This is a genomic window from Bacillus cereus (assembly GCF_015071065.1).
GTDB classification, from domain to species: Bacteria; Bacillota; Bacilli; order Bacillales; family Bacillaceae_G; genus Bacillus_A; species Bacillus_A cereus_BA.
Genome location: NZ_VOVA01000001.1, coordinates 26372 through 43182, shown reverse-complemented (window position 1 = coordinate 43182; position 16811 = coordinate 26372). Strand labels below are relative to the sequence as shown.

The window sequence follows — 16811 nt, the reverse complement described above, 5'->3', positions numbered from 1 at the left end:
GATAAAATGATTATTGAAAAAATTAATAACAACGTATGCAATATGAATGATTTTGCAAATACAAAAAAGCATCTTGATAGAATATTGATTTCTAGTGAGCTTTTACTAAAGAGGGTTCAGAAATTATATTCAGAATCTGGTTTTGAAATTGGGGTGTCTTTAGATAATGGAGAAACATTAAAGAACGGTGATATTTTATATGAAGATGAACATCGTATTGTATATATTGAAGTGTTACCAGAAGAGGTAATTGTAATTACTCCAACGTCAATAAAAGAAATGGGAATTATTGCGCATAACTTAGGAAATAGACATTTGCCAGCACAATTCGATGAAGGGTGTATGATTTTGGCGAACGACTACTTAGTAGAAGATTTACTCAAAAAGGAAGGTGTTCCTTATCAAAAAGAAAATAGAGTATTACCAAAACCGTTCAAGCATGCTTCACACAAACATATTTAACCTACTTAACCTACTCCAAATTAGTGATTCGAACTTCCCAACAGGAAGTTTTAGTCACTCTTTTGGATTAGAAACATTTATTCAAGAGGGACAAGTTACAAATAAAGGCGAATTTTTCAAATGGATTAATCGATATGTAAAAGTGCAATTAACACACACAGACGGCTTAATTTGCAAGTATACTTACGAAGCCATTAAGAATAATGATGATAAGCAAATTACATTTTTAGATGAATTAATAACGGCACAAACATTGCCCTTTGAATGTAGAAAAGCAAATAGAATGATTAGTAAAAGTACCTCTAAGTTGTGTTGTGAATTGTTTTCATTTGAAAATTTAAATGTGTACAAAGAAAATATTTTTTGTAATAGATTACAAGGACATCCTAGTATCGTATACGGAATATTAGGGGCGGAATTGAAAATGACAATAGAAGAAACGCTTTTAGTTTTCTTATATTCAAGTGTTGGAAGCATTATTCAAAATGGTGTGAGAGCCATTCCTCTTGGACAAACAGATGGTCAAAAACTATTACAAGAATGCCATGAATTGATCTGTGAATCTATTGCTAGAATTCAAATACTTTCATTAGAGAATTTTGGATTGAATGATCCTGAATTCGAAATAAATCAAATGCAACATGAAGATGTAAATGTAAGAGTCTTCATGTCATAGGGAGGAAAAATAAAATGATAAAACCTATTAAAATTGGTATTGGTGGCCCCGTAGGTGCTGGGAAAACAATGTTAGTTGAAAAGTTAACGAAATATTTAAATACAGATTATGAAATTGCAGCAATTACAAACGATATTTATACGAAAGAAGATGCAAAGATTTTATTGAAAACGGGTGTTTTACCAGAAGATAGAATTATTGGTGTAGAGACAGGAGGGTGTCCACATACAGCAATTCGAGAGGATGCTTCTATGAATTTTGAAGCAATTGAAGAGCTCATGATTAGACATAGTAATTTAGATATTATTTTTATTGAAAGTGGGGGTGATAATTTAGCTGCCACATTTAGTCCAGAGCTAGTGGATTTTTCAATTTATATTATTGATGTGGCACAAGGAGAAAAGATTCCCCGTAAAGGTGGGCAAGGAATGATCAAATCTGATGTATTTGTGATTAATAAAACGGATTTGGCACCTTATGTGGGGGCTGATCTTGGAGTTATGGAGCAGGATACGAAAAATTACCGACATAATAAACCATATTTTTTTACAAATTTGAAGGATGAAGAAGGTTTACAGGGATTAATAAATTGGATGCGACAAAACATCATGTTAGAAGGATTGAAGAAATGAAAGCCACTACAGGTGTCTTAAGCATTGATGTGATGGAAAAGAGACATAAAACGGTACCTATTAAGGTTTATCATAAAGATGCCTTAAAAGTAACACAGCCAATATATTTGGACGATTATGGTAGAGCATATTACTATATCATGAATTCTGGTGGAGGTTATTTAAAAGGAGATTTCTATTCTATAAATATAAATGTTCATGAAGATGCGAAAACATATATAACAAGCCAATCAGCAACGAAAGTTTACAAGACTCCAAATAGTTATGCTTTGCAAGAATTGAATGTTTATATTGGCGAAAATGCTGTTATGGAGTATTTACCAGATCCGTTGATTATGTACAAGGATGCAGCATATAAGCAAAAAACAAATGTATATATGCAAAATAATTCTACATTGATTTTATGCGATTCAGTTACGCCTGGTTGGTCTCCAAATATGGAGAAGTTCACATACCAGTATTTTGATTCGCTAACAAAAATATATATGGAAAACAAACTTGTAGTTTACGATCATCTATTGTTAAACCCTTTCAAAGAGTCGTTAGATCAAATGGGAATATTAAATCAATATTCCCATTATGGTACTTTCATAGTTATTAATGAGAACATTACAAATGATTTAATTGCAGCATTGAAAACTTCGCTTTCCAACACTAACAATATGAAGATTGGAATATCTACTATGCCATGTAAAGGCTTTGTCATACGCATACTTAGTCATAATACAGAGGATATGGAGTCTATATTTTTTCAGTGTCATCGTTTTGTTAGAGAGAATTGTCTGCATGAAGAATTAACATCCTATCGAAAATATTAAGTAGGAGAAGGGGATACTATGACTAATGTGGGATTATTATTTGTCGGTGCAGTTCTATTTATGAATGCACTAGCAGCTTTTAAACTCATTGATAGCAAAAGTGTAGGGTACTTCAATTTATTTGTAGGGGCATTACAAACTTTGACACCATTATATTTATTATTTACAGGAAGTCAATCTGATGAGTGGACTATCCTATCTAATGGAACTATTTTTTTATTTGGTTTTACTTATTTATATGTTGGCCTTACGAATATATTAGAACTTGATTCTTCAGGTGTAGGTTACTATTCTCTTTGGGTTGCTATTATTGCAACGGTTATGGGAATAGTGAATCAATTACATGAGAGTGGAAGTCTACAAAGTACAATAATTTGGTTCTTTTGGGCGTTCCTTTGGTTTTTATTTTTCCTGCAAGATGGGTTGAAAAAGAAGATTCATATTTATGTAGGGATTGTTTGCTTCATTGAATCTTGGATTACTGCAACGATACCAGCCCTGTTAACACTTACAAATCATACAGACGTGTTAAATAATTTTGTGATTATTTTAGTGACTATTATAACGATTGTAGTTTTTATTATGGCACTTTTCTTTTTCAAGAGTATTCAATCTAAAGTAGAAAGGGTTAGTAACTATGTGGAAAAGTGAACTGAAAAAAGCAACTAATTTTTTTGTTATTATTATATTTCTTCATGTGCTTGGAATTCTCTTATTATTACCTGCACTGTATAAAGGCAATAGCATAATTGGAATGGCTATTATTGCATATTCTTTAGGATTGCGTCATGCGTTTGATAGTGATCATATTGTCGCAATTGATAATACTGTTCGGAAATTAATTGAAAAAGGTAAAAACTCACAGGGGGTGGGGTTTTACTTCTCATTAGGACACTCTACTGTAGTATTTGTGATGATCGTATTAATTGCTTTAATTGGAAAAACAGCAAAACATGGAATGGAGAGTTTTTCTACTATAGGCGGTATTATCGGCACAATTGTTTCTAGTACATTTCTTATTATTATTGGGCTTACCAATCTGTTGTATCTTATTAAAGTGTTACGAAGCGAAGAGGATAAGCAGCCAGAAAACTTAGGATTTATATACCGTTTTACGCAGCGCTTATTTACGTTTATTGATAGTCAAAAGCAATTGTATATGATCGGTTTTTTATTTGGTCTTGGTTTTGATACAGCAAGTGAAATTGGATTAATTGCTCTTTCTACAGTAACTGCAACAAGTCAATCTATCCCGCTTGTAAGTATATTTGCTTTTCCCATTTTGTTTGCTGCAGGAATGTCGTTGATGGATACATTAGATAGTACATTCATGAATACGAATTATAAGTGGGCAATGGAAAATAGTCGAATAAGAAATTCATATAATGTATTAATTACTTCAATATCTGTTATAACGGCTTTTTTAATAGGGGGTTATCAACTATTATCTTTGCTTATTGAAAGCTATAATTTACAGGGCCCGTTTTGGAATCTCATACAGCTAGTTAATTTTGATTATTTGGGTATATGTCTTGTTGTATTCTTTATTATTTCTCTTATTGTTTTTGCTGTGTGGAATAGAAATGCCTTTAAAGAACCGCTTACAAAGAGTATAGAGAAATAAAAATATATTGTATGTTATTTGGTTAATTATGTATATGAAGTAAAGGTAAAATCTTATAAAATAAAAAAACACGTTAGATGAAAATGCATCTAACGTGTTTTTTATTATTTATGTTCCTTATATTCATGTGCTTTTTCTTTTACATTACCAACCGTATCTTTAGCAGTGCCTTTCATTTTATCCCATTTTCCTTCGGCTTGTAATTTTTTGTTGTCCGTTACTTTCCCGACAACTTCTTTTACTTCACCTTTTACCTTATCAATGGCACCTTCTACTTTTTCTTTTAAACCATGATCATGCTTTGTCATACATTTCTCCTCCTTGTAGTTTGATTAGAATTCTCTTTTCATATTGCAAGTTGAATGATGTATCTAGTAATAGCATAACAAATCCAGTTTGAATATTCAAATGATTAATAGGATAGAAAAGAAATTGTCATAAAGTGAAACTTTAATTAGTGGGGGGGTTATTCATCCCCCACTGATTATTAGTTGAACCAATCGGGCTTTTACGGGCAGTTTATCCCCCACCTAACTTCTTTGCTTTCGCTGAATTTTGGGGTGGGGGTCATACTGCCCGTTAATGCGGGATAAAATGTATAAGATTGTAATGAGAAGAGAAAGAATGTTAATTACATGTCTTTCGCAGTCCATATTGATTTCGTATAAGCGATTTTCAAATGAGCGCGTTCCATATTATTTTGACTACCACTACCAAATCGAGCTTGTCCAACTATTAAATGACAGTCTGTTGCTATAGCTGTTTTTATTCGTTTTTGAATTAATGCAGTATGACACCCTTTACGCTCAAATTCCGGTAAAGTAGCAGAAGCAGCTAATGAGGCAATACCTTTATTTACATACAGTACACCAATGCCTGCAGGGATATTTTGAACTTCAGCTATGAAAAAATGCCAGCCTGGTTTATTGTAAAGAACTTCGTTATTTTGATGGACACCATCCTTTGTAAAAGACGGCATATTAAATCCGCGTACATAAATATCTGCAAAAGTATGAAACTCATTTTCTTTCAGTTTGCGTACTGAAATGTTAGATGGAAGAAGTGATGAATCTTCTCTCGGTATACTATATAAAGCAGTATGGAAGCTAGATTGGTAAAAACCTTTTTGAGATAAGTGCTGAAATAGTTCAGTTGTGCCTTGCGCTGGTGTGATTTCAAAACGGCAAGGAATTTGTAGTGATTGATAATAAGAGATGATTGCATCTAGCTCATCTGTATTTGTAAATGTAATGCCTTTTACCGTATTAAAAGCAGGACCAGCAATTACTTTTGATGAAAAGGCAGTGGCACTTCCGAATTTTTTTATTTGTATTTGCATTGGATTTCCGCTCAGTGCTTGTAGTACTTCTAATCTAGAAGAAAGCATATCTATTTCTGCGTTTTCAATTTCTTGTGCTACATTGACTGTCATAATAGTACTCATAAAATTCCTCCGTCAATAAATATATTTCATAGTACATATACGATTTTTGTTCTGAGATTCCTGTTGGAATGTAAGAGAATAAGAAGTTTTTTGGAAGGGAAATGGAAGTTAGCTGTCGAAGGGAGTGGAAAAAGATTAAAGGTGGTGCTCTCATGAAACAGAAAGACGTGCAGACATGCTCGTATTGTGGCTCACATCACATCGGTGAAGGTGAGTTTATCGGCTATGCACAAATACGGAAAAAGGAGACGATGTTCACATCTTCACCAGTAGATGCTTATATTTGTACAGATTGCGGGAATATCCTTTTATTAAAAGTACGGAATTATGAAAAGTTTAAGCAGAAGCCGTTATGATTATTGAGAAGTGGTCGTATCCAACGTTGTATACAGAACGTCTTATCTTAAGAAAAATTGATATGAGTGATATTTTACATATATTCGAGTATGCTTCGGATAATAAATTAACAACTTATACTGTATGGGATGAACATCGATCGTTAAATGATACGAAAAAGTTTATTTATGAAATCATGGAAAGATATGAGAAAGAAAAAGTCGCTCCTCTTGGAATAGTATTAAAAGAGAAGCAGAAACTCATAGGGACATGTGGATTTATAAGTTATGATTCAACTATACATAAATCGGAAATTGCATACACCTTATCGCGAAAATATTGGGGAAGAGGATTAGCTACCGAGGCTGCGTTAGCTTTTTTTAACTATGGTTTTAATGAGTTACGTCTTAACAGTATTGAAGCTGGATGCAATTCAGAAAATGAAGCATCTGAAAGATTAATGAGGCGTTTAAATATGAAGTATGAAGGTACGATTCAAAATGATTTGTTTGTGAAAGGTAAATATCGTGATACGAAAAGGTATTGTATATCCCGAGAAAGATATAGGAATAAATGAAATATTTCATATCGAAAACTCCTTTAAATAAATAAGGGGTTTTTATTTTTTTATAACAATAATTACCTTTAATTGTTATAATTGGTTATTAGAAGAGGGTGTTTTATTAACACCATAATCATAGAAGAAAACTAGCTAAATCGTATACAAAACCGCTATATAACACAATCGCAACCGTAAGTTGACAAAGTGCAACCGCAGGAAGATAGAGATAAGGGCAATGTTTACATACAATTTAGTTAAGAAAACAAAGGGGGACACACATATGGGATTTGGTGAAAAGCTTTTTAAATTAAGAAAGGAAAAGGGCCTTTCTCAAGAAGCATTAGCTGAGAAATTAAACACGACAAGGCAAGCGGTTAGTAAATGGGAGAATGGTCAAGGTTTTCCTGAAACTGAAAAGTTAATAATGATTGGAAATGTATTTGAAGTATCACTCGACTATTTATTAAAAGAAACTGCTGAGCAAAGTAATGAAAATGTGGATGGCTATTACGTAAGTAAAGAAATGGCAGAAGGGTATATAGTGTACGGGCAAAAGATTTCAAAATATATCGCGTTAGGGTTTAGTTTGCTTATTTTATCTACAATACCGTATTTATTATTTAAAGAAAATGCAACAATGTCGACATTCCTTGTCATTATCATTGCTGTCCTTGGAATTGGAGCAATGATGGTACCTGCAACGATAGAAGAGAGTCGATACAATGTATTGAAAAAAGAAGAACTACTATTTGATCAAAACTTTCTAAAAGAATTGACAAAAAGATATGAAGTAATTAAGAAGAAGTATGCTGCAGTAATGATCGTTGGATTTTGTTTTATTGCAGCAGGAGCGATACCATTTTTATTTGAGAAAAAGCATATCACTTCAGGCGAATTAGTGCAGTATTATCCGTACTGTGTTGTACTTATTGCTATTGGAGTCTATCTTTTTGTTCGTGTTGTAGGAGTGTGGGAGATGTATCGAATTTTAGTAGAAAATAAAGAATATAGCAACCGTATTATTTTTAAACTAAAAAAGAAAGTGAGAGAAAAAGTGGATAATTTTTAATAGGAGAAAATCTATTTTTATCCCGCATTAACGGGCAGTAGGATCCCCACCTCAAAATTCAGAGAAAGCAAAGAAGTTAGGTGGGGGATCAACTGCCCGTAAAAGCCCGATTGGTGAAGGCTAATAATCAGTGGGGATGAACAAAACCCCCACTGATTAAAGTTTCACTTTATTAAAAGTTAAGATAGGAGTGAAATGATGTCAAACGTTCTAGAAATTAAAAATTTAAGTAAATCATTTGGAAGCAAAGTTGTTTTAAAAGATGTTACATTCAATGTGCCATCAGGGTCAATTGTTGGATTCATTGGTGACAATGGGGCAGGTAAATCAACAACATTTAAAACAGTACTAGAATTAATTTCTAAAGATAGCGGTACAGTAAAAATATTTGGTGAAGAAAATATAAATAAAGATGCCAAGATTAAGGGGAAGATTGGAGTTGTATTTGATGCTATGAATCTACCAGCTCATCTTACAATAAAACAACTAAATAAGGTTTTTGAAAAGATGTTTGAATCTTGGGATAGAGAAAATTTTTACCGATTAGTTCATTCTTTCTCTTTACCTACTAATGAAAAAGTAGGCAGATTTTCCCGTGGGATGTCAATGAAACTATCTATAGCTGTTGCATTGTCGCATAATGCAAAATTATTAATCCTAGATGAAGCGACGGGAGGTCTTGATCCTTCATCTAGAGAGGAGGTGTTAGAGGAATTAAAGAGTTTTGTGAGTAAAAGTAATGGTGGTATATTACTTTCTTCTCATATTATGAGTGATGTAGAAAAAATAGCTAGCCACCTTATCGTTATAAAAGATGGAGAAATTTTATTGAATGAAGAAAAGGATAAGGTTTTGGATAGTTATGCCATTGTAGATGTTAATGAGGAACAACTAAATTTAATCAACAAAGATATAGTTGTGGTGAAAAGGAATCATGGTTCTTATTTCAATGTACTTGTATCAGATGTACATACATTACCAAGTGGGATTGCTCATAGAACCATTTCTATAGAAGAAATAAGTGTTTTATTAACGAGGAGTGAAAAATAAATGAAAGGTTTATTATTGACAAACTATTATCTAGTGTATCGAACTTTCTTTATGTTCATGGGAATAGCGATATTAGGATCGGGATTCGTTTTTTATTTTGGCAATGCTTCAATGTACCGTTTAATTGCTACATTCATTATCTTATTTGCTGCGATTCCTGCACTTGAAGTTATTAAATATGAGAGTAAGTCGGGTTATGAAAAATATGTACTTACTTTACCGGTTACTAGAAATAACATTGTGCAAAGTCACTATCTTTTCTATTTTTTAGTTGTAATTATTGGTACTTTATTATCGTATGGAATATTTTATGTACATGGTTTAGTTTCAGATACACCAATTGATGATGATATATTTAAGAGTGTTTCTTTAGGGACGTTCATAATTCTTAATGCCGGAGCAATAGCCTATCCACTCCTCTATGTTTTTGGAGCAGAAAAATCTGATGCTATTACAATTGGAGGCGCATGCGGGGGACTTGTTACTTATTTTGGATTGCAAAGTGTAATTGGCTATCTAATAGAACAATTTCCAATATCAAATTTAAATTCATCTGTATACGTTTCAATTCTATATACAATATTTGGCGTTATCATATATATCTTTTCTTTTTTCATTTCGGTATTTATATATCGTAAGAAAGAATTTTAGTATATTTTATCTTAGTATTTTCTGAATTATTTCCAAAGAAATAATTCAGAAAATACAGAAAAATATCGTAATTTTTTGTAGAAGTCTGTTATAATATACAGAAATGAAAACGCCTTAAAGGGAGGATGTAAACAATATGATGATGAATGTACCTCTAACAATTAGTTCTATGATGGAAAGGGCAGAAAAACTATTCCCAAAGAAAGAAATTATTTCACGGACACATGATACAGTTACGACATTAACGTATAAGCAGCTAGGGGAAAGGACAAGAAGACTTTCAAGTGCGTTAACAAAGCTTGGAATTAAAGAAGGCGAGCGCATAGGAACGTTAGCGTGGAATCATCATCGACATGTAGAAGCATATTTTGCTATTCCAGGTATTGCTTCCGTTTTACACACAATTAATATTCGTTTATCTCCTCAACATATTTCATACATTATTCAACATGCAGAAGATCGAATCCTACTTATTGATGAAGATCTCGTACCACTTGTTGAAAATATTCAATCACAATTATCAACTGTACAAGCCTACATTATTATGACTGATAAAGACGAACTTCCAAAAACTACACTGGAGCCTGTATATCATTATGAAAAGCTATTAGAAGAAGGCGATCCCAATTTCCAATTTGTAAAAGATATTGATGAAAATACATCTGCTGGTATGTGTTATACGTCAGCGACTACAGGGAATCCAAAAGGTGTTGTTTATACACATCGTAGTACAGTTCTGCACTGTATGGCACTTGGTTTAGCTGATACAGCAGCGTTATCGGAAAGTGATGCAGCAATGGCTATCGTGCCAATGTTTCATGTGAACGCTTGGGGACTTCCTTTTGCGGCTACTTGGTTTGGGGCAAAACAAGTTCTTCCGGGGCCGATGTTTACGCCGAAAATTTTATTAGAAATGATTCAAACTGAAAAAGTAACGATAGCTGCAGGTGTGCCGACAATTTGGCTCGGTGTATTACAAGAGTTAGAAAATAATAGTTACGATTTATCTAGTATAACGAGAATATTATGCGGTGGTGCTGCTGCACCGAAAAGCGTTATTAAAGCATTTGAGCAAAAATATAATGTTCCTTTCGTACATGCATATGGTATGACTGAAACAAGCCCACTCGTAACACTTGCACGTTTAAAAAGTTATGAAACAGAATTATCATATGAAGAGCAATTAGAAATCCGCTCAAAACAAGGATATCTTGTCCCTGGTGTAGAGATGAAAGTAGTCGGTACAAATGGTGAAGTGAAGTGGGATGGTACGGAGATGGGAGAACTATGTTTACGAGCGCCATGGATCGCTGCAAGCTATTATAACGATGAGCGTACTGTCGAAGGTTTTCGAGATGGGTGGTTATATACTGGTGATGTTGTAACAGTCGATGAGGAAGGCTGTGTAAAGATTGTTGACCGTACGAAAGATGTTATTAAAAGCGGTGGAGAATGGATTTCCTCAGTTGACCTTGAAAATGCTCTAATGGCACATGACGCTATATTTGAGGCGGCCGTTGTTGCAGTTCCACACCCGCAGTGGCAAGAGCGTCCAGTTGCCTGCGTTGTACAAAAGGCAAATAGCACCGTTACAAAAGAAGAACTATATGAATTTTTAAAACCACAGTTTGCGAAGTGGTGGTTACCAGACGATATTGTATTTATGCAGGAAATTCCGAAAACATCTGTTGGGAAGTTTTTAAAACAGGCGCTTAGGAAAGAACTTGAGCATTTGCATAAAGAGAAATAATTGAATTTTTATTTGTAAACTTAAGTTAAAACTAAGTTGACAAATGGTGAGTTGAAAGATAATATAATTCTTGTAATATGTTATCTAAAATTAACTTTAAGTTTACAAATAGGAGAAGCAAACATGAATACAAAAAACTTAGTTTTCGTCGCTTTATTTAGTTCGATTATGGGAGTGTTAGGGTTAATTCCTCCGATTGCTCTTGCTATTACACCTGTTCCTATTACATTGCAATCGCTTGGAGTCATGCTTGCAGGTGGATTGCTAGGATCACGTCTAGGTGCACTAAGTCAGCTTATTTTCTTACTTATTGTAGGAGTTGGAGCGCCACTACTTGCAGGTGGACGCGGGGGTCCAGGCGTATTTGTTGGGCCAAGTGCAGGATATTTACTTGGTTATATTGTAGGGGCATTTGTAATTGGTTATTTAATTGAGCGTTTACGTGAAGTTTCTATTATAAAAGTATTATGTATTAATATAATTGGTGGTATTTTCGTAGTTTATGTATTTGGTATCATTGTACAAGCTTTCGTAATGGATATTTCCATATGGGAAACGATGAAAGTAAGTGTCGTATTTTTACCAGGTGATTGCATAAAAGCGATTATAGCAGCAATTCTCGTGACAAAATTACATCGTTCATTGAAACACATTATTACGCCCGCTTTAAAGAATGGAAAATATACAAATGCGGGATAAGAAAGAGAAGAAACACGTTCATTGCGTGTTTCTTTTTATTATTTTGTAGAGAAAGGACATCTCACATGGGAATTACGAAAGAATATAAAAAACATGCCTCTTTACAACCGAATAAAATAGCGATTAAAGAAAATGATAGAGTGTTAACATATAAAGATTGGTACGAGTCAGTTTGTAAAGTAGCAAACTGGTTGAATGAAAAAGAATCAAAGAATAAGACAATAGCAATTGTATTAGAAAATCGTGTTGAATTTTTACAAATATTTGCTGGTGCTGCTATGGCTGGATGGGTTTGTGTGCCGCTAGATATAAAATGGAAACGAGATGAGCTTAAAGACAGACTAGTGATTAGTAAACCGGATGTTATTGTGGCGGAGCAGTATAGGTTAAATGATATATCCTGCGAAGAAGGGAGGATTATTGAGATTGAAGAATGGAAAGAAATGATTGAGAACTATCTTCCTACATACCATTCTGTAGAAAATGTACAAGATGCTCCTTTTTATATGGGATTTACATCGGGATCAACAGGAAAGGCAAAAGTATTTTTACGTGCGCAACAGTCGTGGGTTCATAGTTTTGATTGTAATGTACATGACTTTCGTATGAAAAAGGAAGATTCTATTTTAATAGCTGGGACGCTTGTTCATTCTCTTTTCTTATACGGGGCAATAAGTGCATTATATGTAGGGCAAACGGTGCACGTTATGAGAAAGTTTATTCCAGATCAAGTGCTAAATAAGCTAGAAACTGAAAATATTTCGGTCATGTATACAGTACCAACAATGCTGGAGTCTTTATATAAAGAACATAGAATAATAGAAGATGAAATGAAAATTATTTCGTCAGGAGCAAAATGGGAAGCTGAAGCGAAAGAAAAAATAAAGCGTATATTTCCTTATGCGAAAAAATATGAATTTTACGGTGCATCGGAACTAAGTTTTGTAACAGCATTAGTCGATGAAGAAAGCGAAAGAAGGCCAAATTCAGTAGGGAAACCTTGTCACAATGTGCAAGTTCGAATATGTAATGAAGCAGGAGAAGAAGTACAGTTAGGTGAGATAGGAACTGTTTACGTAAAAAGTGATCAGTTTTTTATGGGATACATATTAGATGGAGTTTTAGTTCCTGATTTGAGCGAAGATGGCTGGATGACAGTGCGAGATGTAGGCTATAAAGATGAAGAGGGATTTATATATATTGTTGGTAGAGAGAAGAATATGATTTTATTTGGAGGAATCAATATTTTCCCAGAAGAAATAGAAAGGGTAGTACAGACACATCCAGCTGTTGAAGAAATAGTTGTGGTTGGTGTAGAAGATAGTTACTGGGGGGAAAAGCCTGTCGCTATCGTAAAAGGGAGTGCTACGAAGCAACAATTAAAGAGTTTTTGCTTACAACGATTATCCGCTTTTAAAATACCGAAAGAATGGTATTTTATTGATGGAATACCTTATACAAATAGCGGGAAGATTGCTCGTGTTGCAGCAAAAAATATGATTAAAAACCAGGAGAGTATGTATGAATAGGGCGGTTATTGTAGAGGCGAAAAGAACACCCATTGGTAAGAAGAATGGGATGTTAAAAGGGTATGAAGTTCAGCAATTAGCAGCGCCACTTCTTTCATTTCTAGGTAAAGGAATTGAGAAAGAAATAGATGATGTTATATTAGGTAACGTTATTGGACCAGGAGGTAACGTTGCGAGACTATCTACTTTAGAAGCGGGACTTGGTTATCATATTCCTGGTGTAACGATTGACCGGCAATGCGGTGCTGGATTGGAAGCAATTCGCACCGCGTGTCATCTCATTCAAGGTAGGGCAGGTAGGTGCTATATCGCTGGGGGAGTAGAGAGTACAAGTACGTCGTCTTTTCAAAAGAGAGCGCGATTTTCACCTGAAACAATTGGTGATCCTGATATGGGAGTAGCAGCTGAATATGTTGCGGAGCGTCATAACATAACGAGAGAAATGCAAGACGAGTATGCTTGTCTTAGTTATAAACGGACGCTCCAAGCGTTAGGAAATGGATATATACAAGATGAAATGTTGTCAATTAATGGATTATTAGATGAAGCTATAAAGCGAGAAATGAAGTATGAAAGAATGATTAAGAGAACAAAACCTGTATTTTGGCAAAATGGAACGGTGACAGCAGGAAATTCGTGTGGTGTAAATGACGGTGCATGTGCTGTTCTTGTAATGGAAGAGGGGCAAGCCCGAAAATTAGGATATAAGCCTGTTCTTCGTTTCGTTCGCAGTGCTGTAGTTGGGGTGGATCCGAATCTTCCAGGGACTGGTCCGATATTTGCAGTGAATAAATTGTTAAGTGAAATGAATTTAAAAGTAGAGGACATTGATTGTTTTGAAATAAATGAAGCATTTGCTTCAAAAATTGTGGCTTGTGCAAAGGAGTTACAAATTCCGTATGAAAAGTTAAATGTAAATGGTGGTGCAATAGCACTCGGTCATCCGTACGGTGCGTCTGGAGCTATGCTTGTAACACGCTTGTTTTATCAGGCTAAAAGAGCGCATATGAAATATGGAGTTGCGACATTAGGAATTGGTGGGGGAATTGGACTTGCTCTATTATTTGAAAAAGTAGAAGACTAGCAAGATAACTAGTTTTCTATTTTTTGAGGAACATAAACATTGCTACCAGGTTTTGCTTTTATTTCATTCCAAGCAGCGATAGCATCAGCTTTTGATTTTCCTTTGTTGTATGGGTCTTCGAAAAAAGCACGAGTAAAACGATTGTATTCAAACTGTGCGCTGATAGTTGTTTTATAGGAGGGAGCTTTTTTACGTTCGTTTTCTTCATACCAGAACGCTATAGCGTCTTCATATGTTTTTCCGATATTCTCTTTAAAAAACTTTTGAAGAGCTACTGTAAAGCGAAAGTTTTCTCCAATTTTTTCTTTGAAAAAAGCACGCACATCTTCACTACAGCGGTGATTTTCAGTAATAATTGTTTGAAGAGAAAGCTCTTTATAAGAGAGGGAGGCTTTACTCACTTTTGGATGAGAACTGTTTTTTAATACTTTACCCGTAGTTAAATAATATGAGATACGCTTGCTTATTTCGATTTTTGAGCCACTAGCTGGTAAATCATGCTCACGACAAAATGTTTGCAGTTCTGCTTTTAACCAATAATAGTTTTGGAAATCTTCGAGTGATATAGACTTTGTTAAAGGTGGACGCATGAATGTAACAACTTCTTTCTTCCATAATTTTCTTTAATTATAAAACATACGTTCTTTTTGTGGAAGGATTAATTTGTGAATTTAATTGGAAAAGGAGATTGCATATGGAAAATGTAATGCACGTTCGTGTTACTGGAATTTTAATTGAAGATGATAAGGTATTGCTAGTAAACCAAAAAGTTGCTAATCGGAATTGGTCTTTACCTGGAGGAAGGGTAGAGAACGGTGAAATGCTAGAAGAAGCGATGATTCGAGAAATGAGAGAAGAAACAGGGTTAGAAGTTAAAATTAAGAACCTACTCTATGTTTGTGATAAACCAGATGCTCTTCCATCTTTATTACATATTACATTTCTGCTTGAAAGGATTGAAGGTGAAATTAAGCTCCCTTCTAACGAGTTTGATCATAATCCGATTCATGATGTGCAAATGATACCAATTAAAGAATTGATTCATTATGGCTTTTCTGAAACTTTTATAACCCTTATAAGTGAAGGTTTTTCGAATGCAGGGAGTTATCAAGGATTAAAACAGAATATTGGTCTGTAAATATAGAGGAAGGATAGCTGTTAGCTATCCTTCACAAAAAATGTTTTACACAGCTGACTGTAAAGAAGAAACAAGCTGATTTAAAAACTCATCTCCGCTCATAATCGCTTTCCCACCGCCGCGAGCACTCTTTTTATTTCCGCCACCTTTTCCTTCAATTGCAGGAAGAGCATCTTTTAAAAGTGTATTCATATCGAGTGTTACTGCTTTACCACAAGTTAAGATGCATTGTAGTTTTTCTTCGTTTTCAATGACGAAATAAGTAATTGCATGTTCTTGTTGCTCTGTAATAATAGCAGACAGTTTTGCAATTTCTTGCATAGAGCGGTTTGTAAATACTTTAGAGATAAGTGTTCCAGTATGTATTTCTGCAGGCTGTTGTAATAGTTCATTTGCTTCTGCAAATAATAATTTTTCATTCATTGCTTGTATTGCTTTTTCGTTTTCTTTTTGAGATGTAAGAAGTTGTGCTACTTTTGCTGGAATATCAGTTTCGCTACTGTTCAATTGTTTAGAAACATCTTTCATAATTTGTTGATGTTGTCCCATTAATGTAAGAGAACGCCATCCAGCGATAAACGTTAAGCGTATACCACCTTTATTTCGCTCCCATCCTAGTACTTGAATAGGACCTACTTCACCAGTGTGTTTCGGATGCGTTCCGCCGCAACCGTTGTAATCATAATTTTCGATAATAACAACGCGTATATTTTCTGTCAAAGTTGGTTCTTTGCGAAGGGGTAATGTTTTTGCTTCTTCTAAGTTCATCCATTTAATGCGAATTGGATGGTTTTCAAAAACAATTTGATTAGCAATTTGTACAGCCTTCTCAACAGCTTCTATAGAAAGGTTAGCAGTTTCTAAATCAATTGTTACCGTTTCTTTTCCAAGATGGAATCCGATAGTGGGTATGTTAAAATGATCCCAAAAAGCGGCAGATAAAATGTGCTGAGCTGTATGTTGCTGCATATGATCAAAACGGCGCTCCCAATCTATTTTACCCTCTACTTCTTCCGTATGTAATTGTTCTATTATGAAATGGCGAATTTCTCCATCTACTTCTTCAACGTTAATTACTGGAATACCATTTAAAGTTCCAGTGTCATGTGGTTGTCCGCCGCCTGTTGGATAAAATGCAGTTTCATTTAAAACAACATATAAGTTTCCTTCTGTACAATAATCTTGCTTTATAACTTTAGTAGTAAAGTCTTTCTTATAAGCGTCAGTGTAATATAATTTTTGCTCCAAGTTTCTTTCCCCTTTCGTGTTAGCTAGTTTCATTGTAAA

General features: G+C 34.4%; 20 protein-coding genes. 16 read left to right on the top strand and 4 right to left on the bottom strand.

The features are described from left to right. The first annotated feature begins 6 nt into the window (after positions 1-6). Genes FT637_RS00240 through FT637_RS00215 form a run of 6 tightly spaced genes read left to right on the top strand, consistent with a single transcriptional unit; the run spans position 7 to position 4212 of the window. Positions 7-462: an urease accessory protein UreE gene (locus FT637_RS00240; RefSeq protein ID WP_000582803.1), complete on the top strand. Its 456-nt coding sequence runs from the start codon at positions 7-9 to the stop codon at positions 460-462. After that, complete coding sequence (locus FT637_RS00235) at positions 440-1138, top strand: urease accessory protein UreF (RefSeq protein ID WP_193644700.1); 699 nt, start codon at positions 440-442, stop codon at positions 1136-1138. Before FT637_RS00240 ends, FT637_RS00235 begins: the two co-directional genes overlap by 23 nt. Before the next feature lie 14 nt (positions 1139-1152). Continuing rightward, entirely contained in the window at positions 1153-1770 is a 618-nt protein-coding gene (gene ureG, locus FT637_RS00230; protein ID WP_000594929.1) for an urease accessory protein UreG, read from the top strand. Beyond that, positions 1767-2588 carry an urease accessory protein UreD gene (locus tag FT637_RS00225; protein ID WP_193645499.1) on the top strand — a complete coding sequence of 274 codons (822 nt, stop codon included), beginning with the start codon at positions 1767-1769 and terminating at the stop codon, positions 2586-2588. Before ureG ends, FT637_RS00225 begins: the two co-directional genes overlap by 4 nt. 18 nt (positions 2589-2606) lie before the next feature. Beyond that, entirely contained in the window at positions 2607-3239 is a 633-nt protein-coding gene (locus FT637_RS00220; RefSeq protein ID WP_193644699.1) for an AmiS/UreI family transporter, read from the top strand. Further along, positions 3226-4212 (top strand): HoxN/HupN/NixA family nickel/cobalt transporter, encoded by a 987-nt coding sequence (locus tag FT637_RS00215; protein WP_193644698.1) that lies wholly within the window; start codon positions 3226-3228, stop codon positions 4210-4212. The genes FT637_RS00220 and FT637_RS00215 overlap by 14 nt, the downstream gene beginning before the upstream one ends. Before the next feature lie 104 nt (positions 4213-4316). Here the strand turns inward: FT637_RS00215 and FT637_RS00210 are convergent, their stop codons facing one another. Both FT637_RS00210 and FT637_RS00205 read right to left on the bottom strand, forming a co-directional pair. Then, positions 4317-4520, bottom strand: coding sequence for a CsbD family protein (locus FT637_RS00210; protein ID WP_193644697.1), 204 nt, complete (start codon positions 4518-4520; stop codon positions 4317-4319). A gap of 323 nt (positions 4521-4843) precedes the next feature. Beyond that, positions 4844-5656 (bottom strand): GNAT family N-acetyltransferase, encoded by an 813-nt coding sequence (locus FT637_RS00205; protein WP_193644696.1) that lies wholly within the window; start codon positions 5654-5656, stop codon positions 4844-4846. A gap of 152 nt (positions 5657-5808) precedes the next feature. Here FT637_RS00205 and FT637_RS00200 point away from each other — a divergent pair, with 152 nt between their 5' ends. The 9 genes from FT637_RS00200 to FT637_RS00160 all read left to right on the top strand — a co-directional run bounded on the left by FT637_RS00200 (position 5809) and on the right by FT637_RS00160 (position 14386). Continuing rightward, on the top strand, positions 5809-6012 hold the full coding sequence (locus tag FT637_RS00200; protein ID WP_193644695.1) for a hypothetical protein: 204 nt from the start codon (positions 5809-5811) through the stop codon (positions 6010-6012). Further along, positions 6009-6569 carry a GNAT family N-acetyltransferase gene (locus tag FT637_RS00195; RefSeq protein WP_193644694.1) on the top strand — a complete coding sequence of 187 codons (561 nt, stop codon included), beginning with the start codon at positions 6009-6011 and terminating at the stop codon, positions 6567-6569. Before FT637_RS00200 ends, FT637_RS00195 begins: the two co-directional genes overlap by 4 nt. A 265-nt stretch (positions 6570-6834) precedes the next feature. Beyond that, positions 6835-7623, top strand: a complete 789-nt coding sequence (locus tag FT637_RS00190) for a helix-turn-helix domain-containing protein (protein ID WP_193644693.1) — start codon at positions 6835-6837, stop codon at positions 7621-7623. Between the two features lie 198 nt (positions 7624-7821). Continuing rightward, the gene (locus FT637_RS00185; protein ID WP_193644692.1) at positions 7822-8673 is read left to right on the top strand and encodes an ABC transporter ATP-binding protein; all 852 of its coding nucleotides are present in this window, start codon (positions 7822-7824) and stop codon (positions 8671-8673) included. Then, on the top strand, positions 8674-9324 hold the full coding sequence (locus tag FT637_RS00180) for an ABC-2 transporter permease (protein WP_002111154.1): 651 nt from the start codon (positions 8674-8676) through the stop codon (positions 9322-9324). It begins immediately after the preceding gene. 136 nt (positions 9325-9460) lie between these two features. Beyond that, on the top strand, positions 9461-11074 hold the full coding sequence (locus tag FT637_RS00175; protein WP_193644691.1) for a long-chain fatty acid--CoA ligase: 1614 nt from the start codon (positions 9461-9463) through the stop codon (positions 11072-11074). 123 nt (positions 11075-11197) lie between these two features. Further along, a complete protein-coding gene (locus FT637_RS00170) occupies positions 11198-11773 on the top strand; it encodes a biotin transporter BioY (protein ID WP_193644690.1) in 576 nt (191 codons plus the stop codon). A gap of 65 nt (positions 11774-11838) precedes the next feature. Then, positions 11839-13302, top strand: a complete 1464-nt coding sequence (locus FT637_RS00165) for an acyl-CoA synthetase (protein ID WP_193644689.1) — start codon at positions 11839-11841, stop codon at positions 13300-13302. Continuing rightward, the gene (locus FT637_RS00160; protein WP_193644688.1) at positions 13295-14386 is read left to right on the top strand and encodes an acetyl-CoA C-acyltransferase; all 1092 of its coding nucleotides are present in this window, start codon (positions 13295-13297) and stop codon (positions 14384-14386) included. Before FT637_RS00165 ends, FT637_RS00160 begins: the two co-directional genes overlap by 8 nt. Before the next feature lie 8 nt (positions 14387-14394). On the opposite strand, the gene FT637_RS00155 is transcribed toward FT637_RS00160, so the two are convergent. Beyond that, positions 14395-14976: a DUF6434 domain-containing protein gene (locus FT637_RS00155; RefSeq protein WP_193644687.1), complete on the bottom strand. Its 582-nt coding sequence runs from the start codon at positions 14974-14976 to the stop codon at positions 14395-14397. Positions 14977-15080: 104 nt separating this feature from the next. Between FT637_RS00155 and FT637_RS00150 the strand changes: the two genes are divergently transcribed. Beyond that, positions 15081-15524, top strand: coding sequence for an NUDIX hydrolase (locus tag FT637_RS00150; protein WP_193644686.1), 444 nt, complete (start codon positions 15081-15083; stop codon positions 15522-15524). 45 nt (positions 15525-15569) lie between these two features. Here the strand turns inward: FT637_RS00150 and FT637_RS00145 are convergent, their stop codons facing one another. Then, positions 15570-16772, bottom strand: a complete 1203-nt coding sequence (locus tag FT637_RS00145) for an alanyl-tRNA editing protein (RefSeq protein ID WP_193644685.1) — start codon at positions 16770-16772, stop codon at positions 15570-15572. Between the last annotated feature and the right edge of the window lie 39 nt (positions 16773-16811).

Excerpts from the sequence above, each read along its gene's own strand:
- FT637_RS00240 (WP_000582803.1), top strand. The coding sequence starts at position 7 with ATGATTATTGAAAAAATTAATAACAACGTATGCAATATGAATGATTTT.
- FT637_RS00235 (WP_193644700.1), top strand. The coding sequence starts at position 440 with ATGCTTCACACAAACATATTTAACCTACTTAACCTACTCCAAATTAGT.
- ureG (WP_000594929.1), top strand. The coding sequence starts at position 1,153 with ATGATAAAACCTATTAAAATTGGTATTGGTGGCCCCGTAGGTGCTGGG.
- FT637_RS00225 (WP_193645499.1), top strand. The coding sequence starts at position 1,767 with ATGAAAGCCACTACAGGTGTCTTAAGCATTGATGTGATGGAAAAGAGA.
- FT637_RS00220 (WP_193644699.1), top strand. The coding sequence starts at position 2,607 with ATGACTAATGTGGGATTATTATTTGTCGGTGCAGTTCTATTTATGAAT.
- FT637_RS00215 (WP_193644698.1), top strand. The coding sequence starts at position 3,226 with ATGTGGAAAAGTGAACTGAAAAAAGCAACTAATTTTTTTGTTATTATT.
- FT637_RS00210 (WP_193644697.1), bottom strand. The coding sequence starts at position 4,520 with ATGACAAAGCATGATCATGGTTTAAAAGAAAAAGTAGAAGGTGCCATT.
- FT637_RS00205 (WP_193644696.1), bottom strand. The coding sequence starts at position 5,656 with ATGAGTACTATTATGACAGTCAATGTAGCACAAGAAATTGAAAACGCA.
- FT637_RS00200 (WP_193644695.1), top strand. The coding sequence starts at position 5,809 with ATGAAACAGAAAGACGTGCAGACATGCTCGTATTGTGGCTCACATCAC.
- FT637_RS00195 (WP_193644694.1), top strand. The coding sequence starts at position 6,009 with ATGATTATTGAGAAGTGGTCGTATCCAACGTTGTATACAGAACGTCTT.
- FT637_RS00190 (WP_193644693.1), top strand. The coding sequence starts at position 6,835 with ATGGGATTTGGTGAAAAGCTTTTTAAATTAAGAAAGGAAAAGGGCCTT.
- FT637_RS00185 (WP_193644692.1), top strand. The coding sequence starts at position 7,822 with ATGTCAAACGTTCTAGAAATTAAAAATTTAAGTAAATCATTTGGAAGC.
- FT637_RS00180 (WP_002111154.1), top strand. The coding sequence starts at position 8,674 with ATGAAAGGTTTATTATTGACAAACTATTATCTAGTGTATCGAACTTTC.
- FT637_RS00175 (WP_193644691.1), top strand. The coding sequence starts at position 9,461 with ATGATGATGAATGTACCTCTAACAATTAGTTCTATGATGGAAAGGGCA.
- FT637_RS00170 (WP_193644690.1), top strand. The coding sequence starts at position 11,198 with ATGAATACAAAAAACTTAGTTTTCGTCGCTTTATTTAGTTCGATTATG.
- FT637_RS00165 (WP_193644689.1), top strand. The coding sequence starts at position 11,839 with ATGGGAATTACGAAAGAATATAAAAAACATGCCTCTTTACAACCGAAT.
- FT637_RS00160 (WP_193644688.1), top strand. The coding sequence starts at position 13,295 with ATGAATAGGGCGGTTATTGTAGAGGCGAAAAGAACACCCATTGGTAAG.
- FT637_RS00155 (WP_193644687.1), bottom strand. The coding sequence starts at position 14,976 with ATGCGTCCACCTTTAACAAAGTCTATATCACTCGAAGATTTCCAAAAC.
- FT637_RS00150 (WP_193644686.1), top strand. The coding sequence starts at position 15,081 with ATGGAAAATGTAATGCACGTTCGTGTTACTGGAATTTTAATTGAAGAT.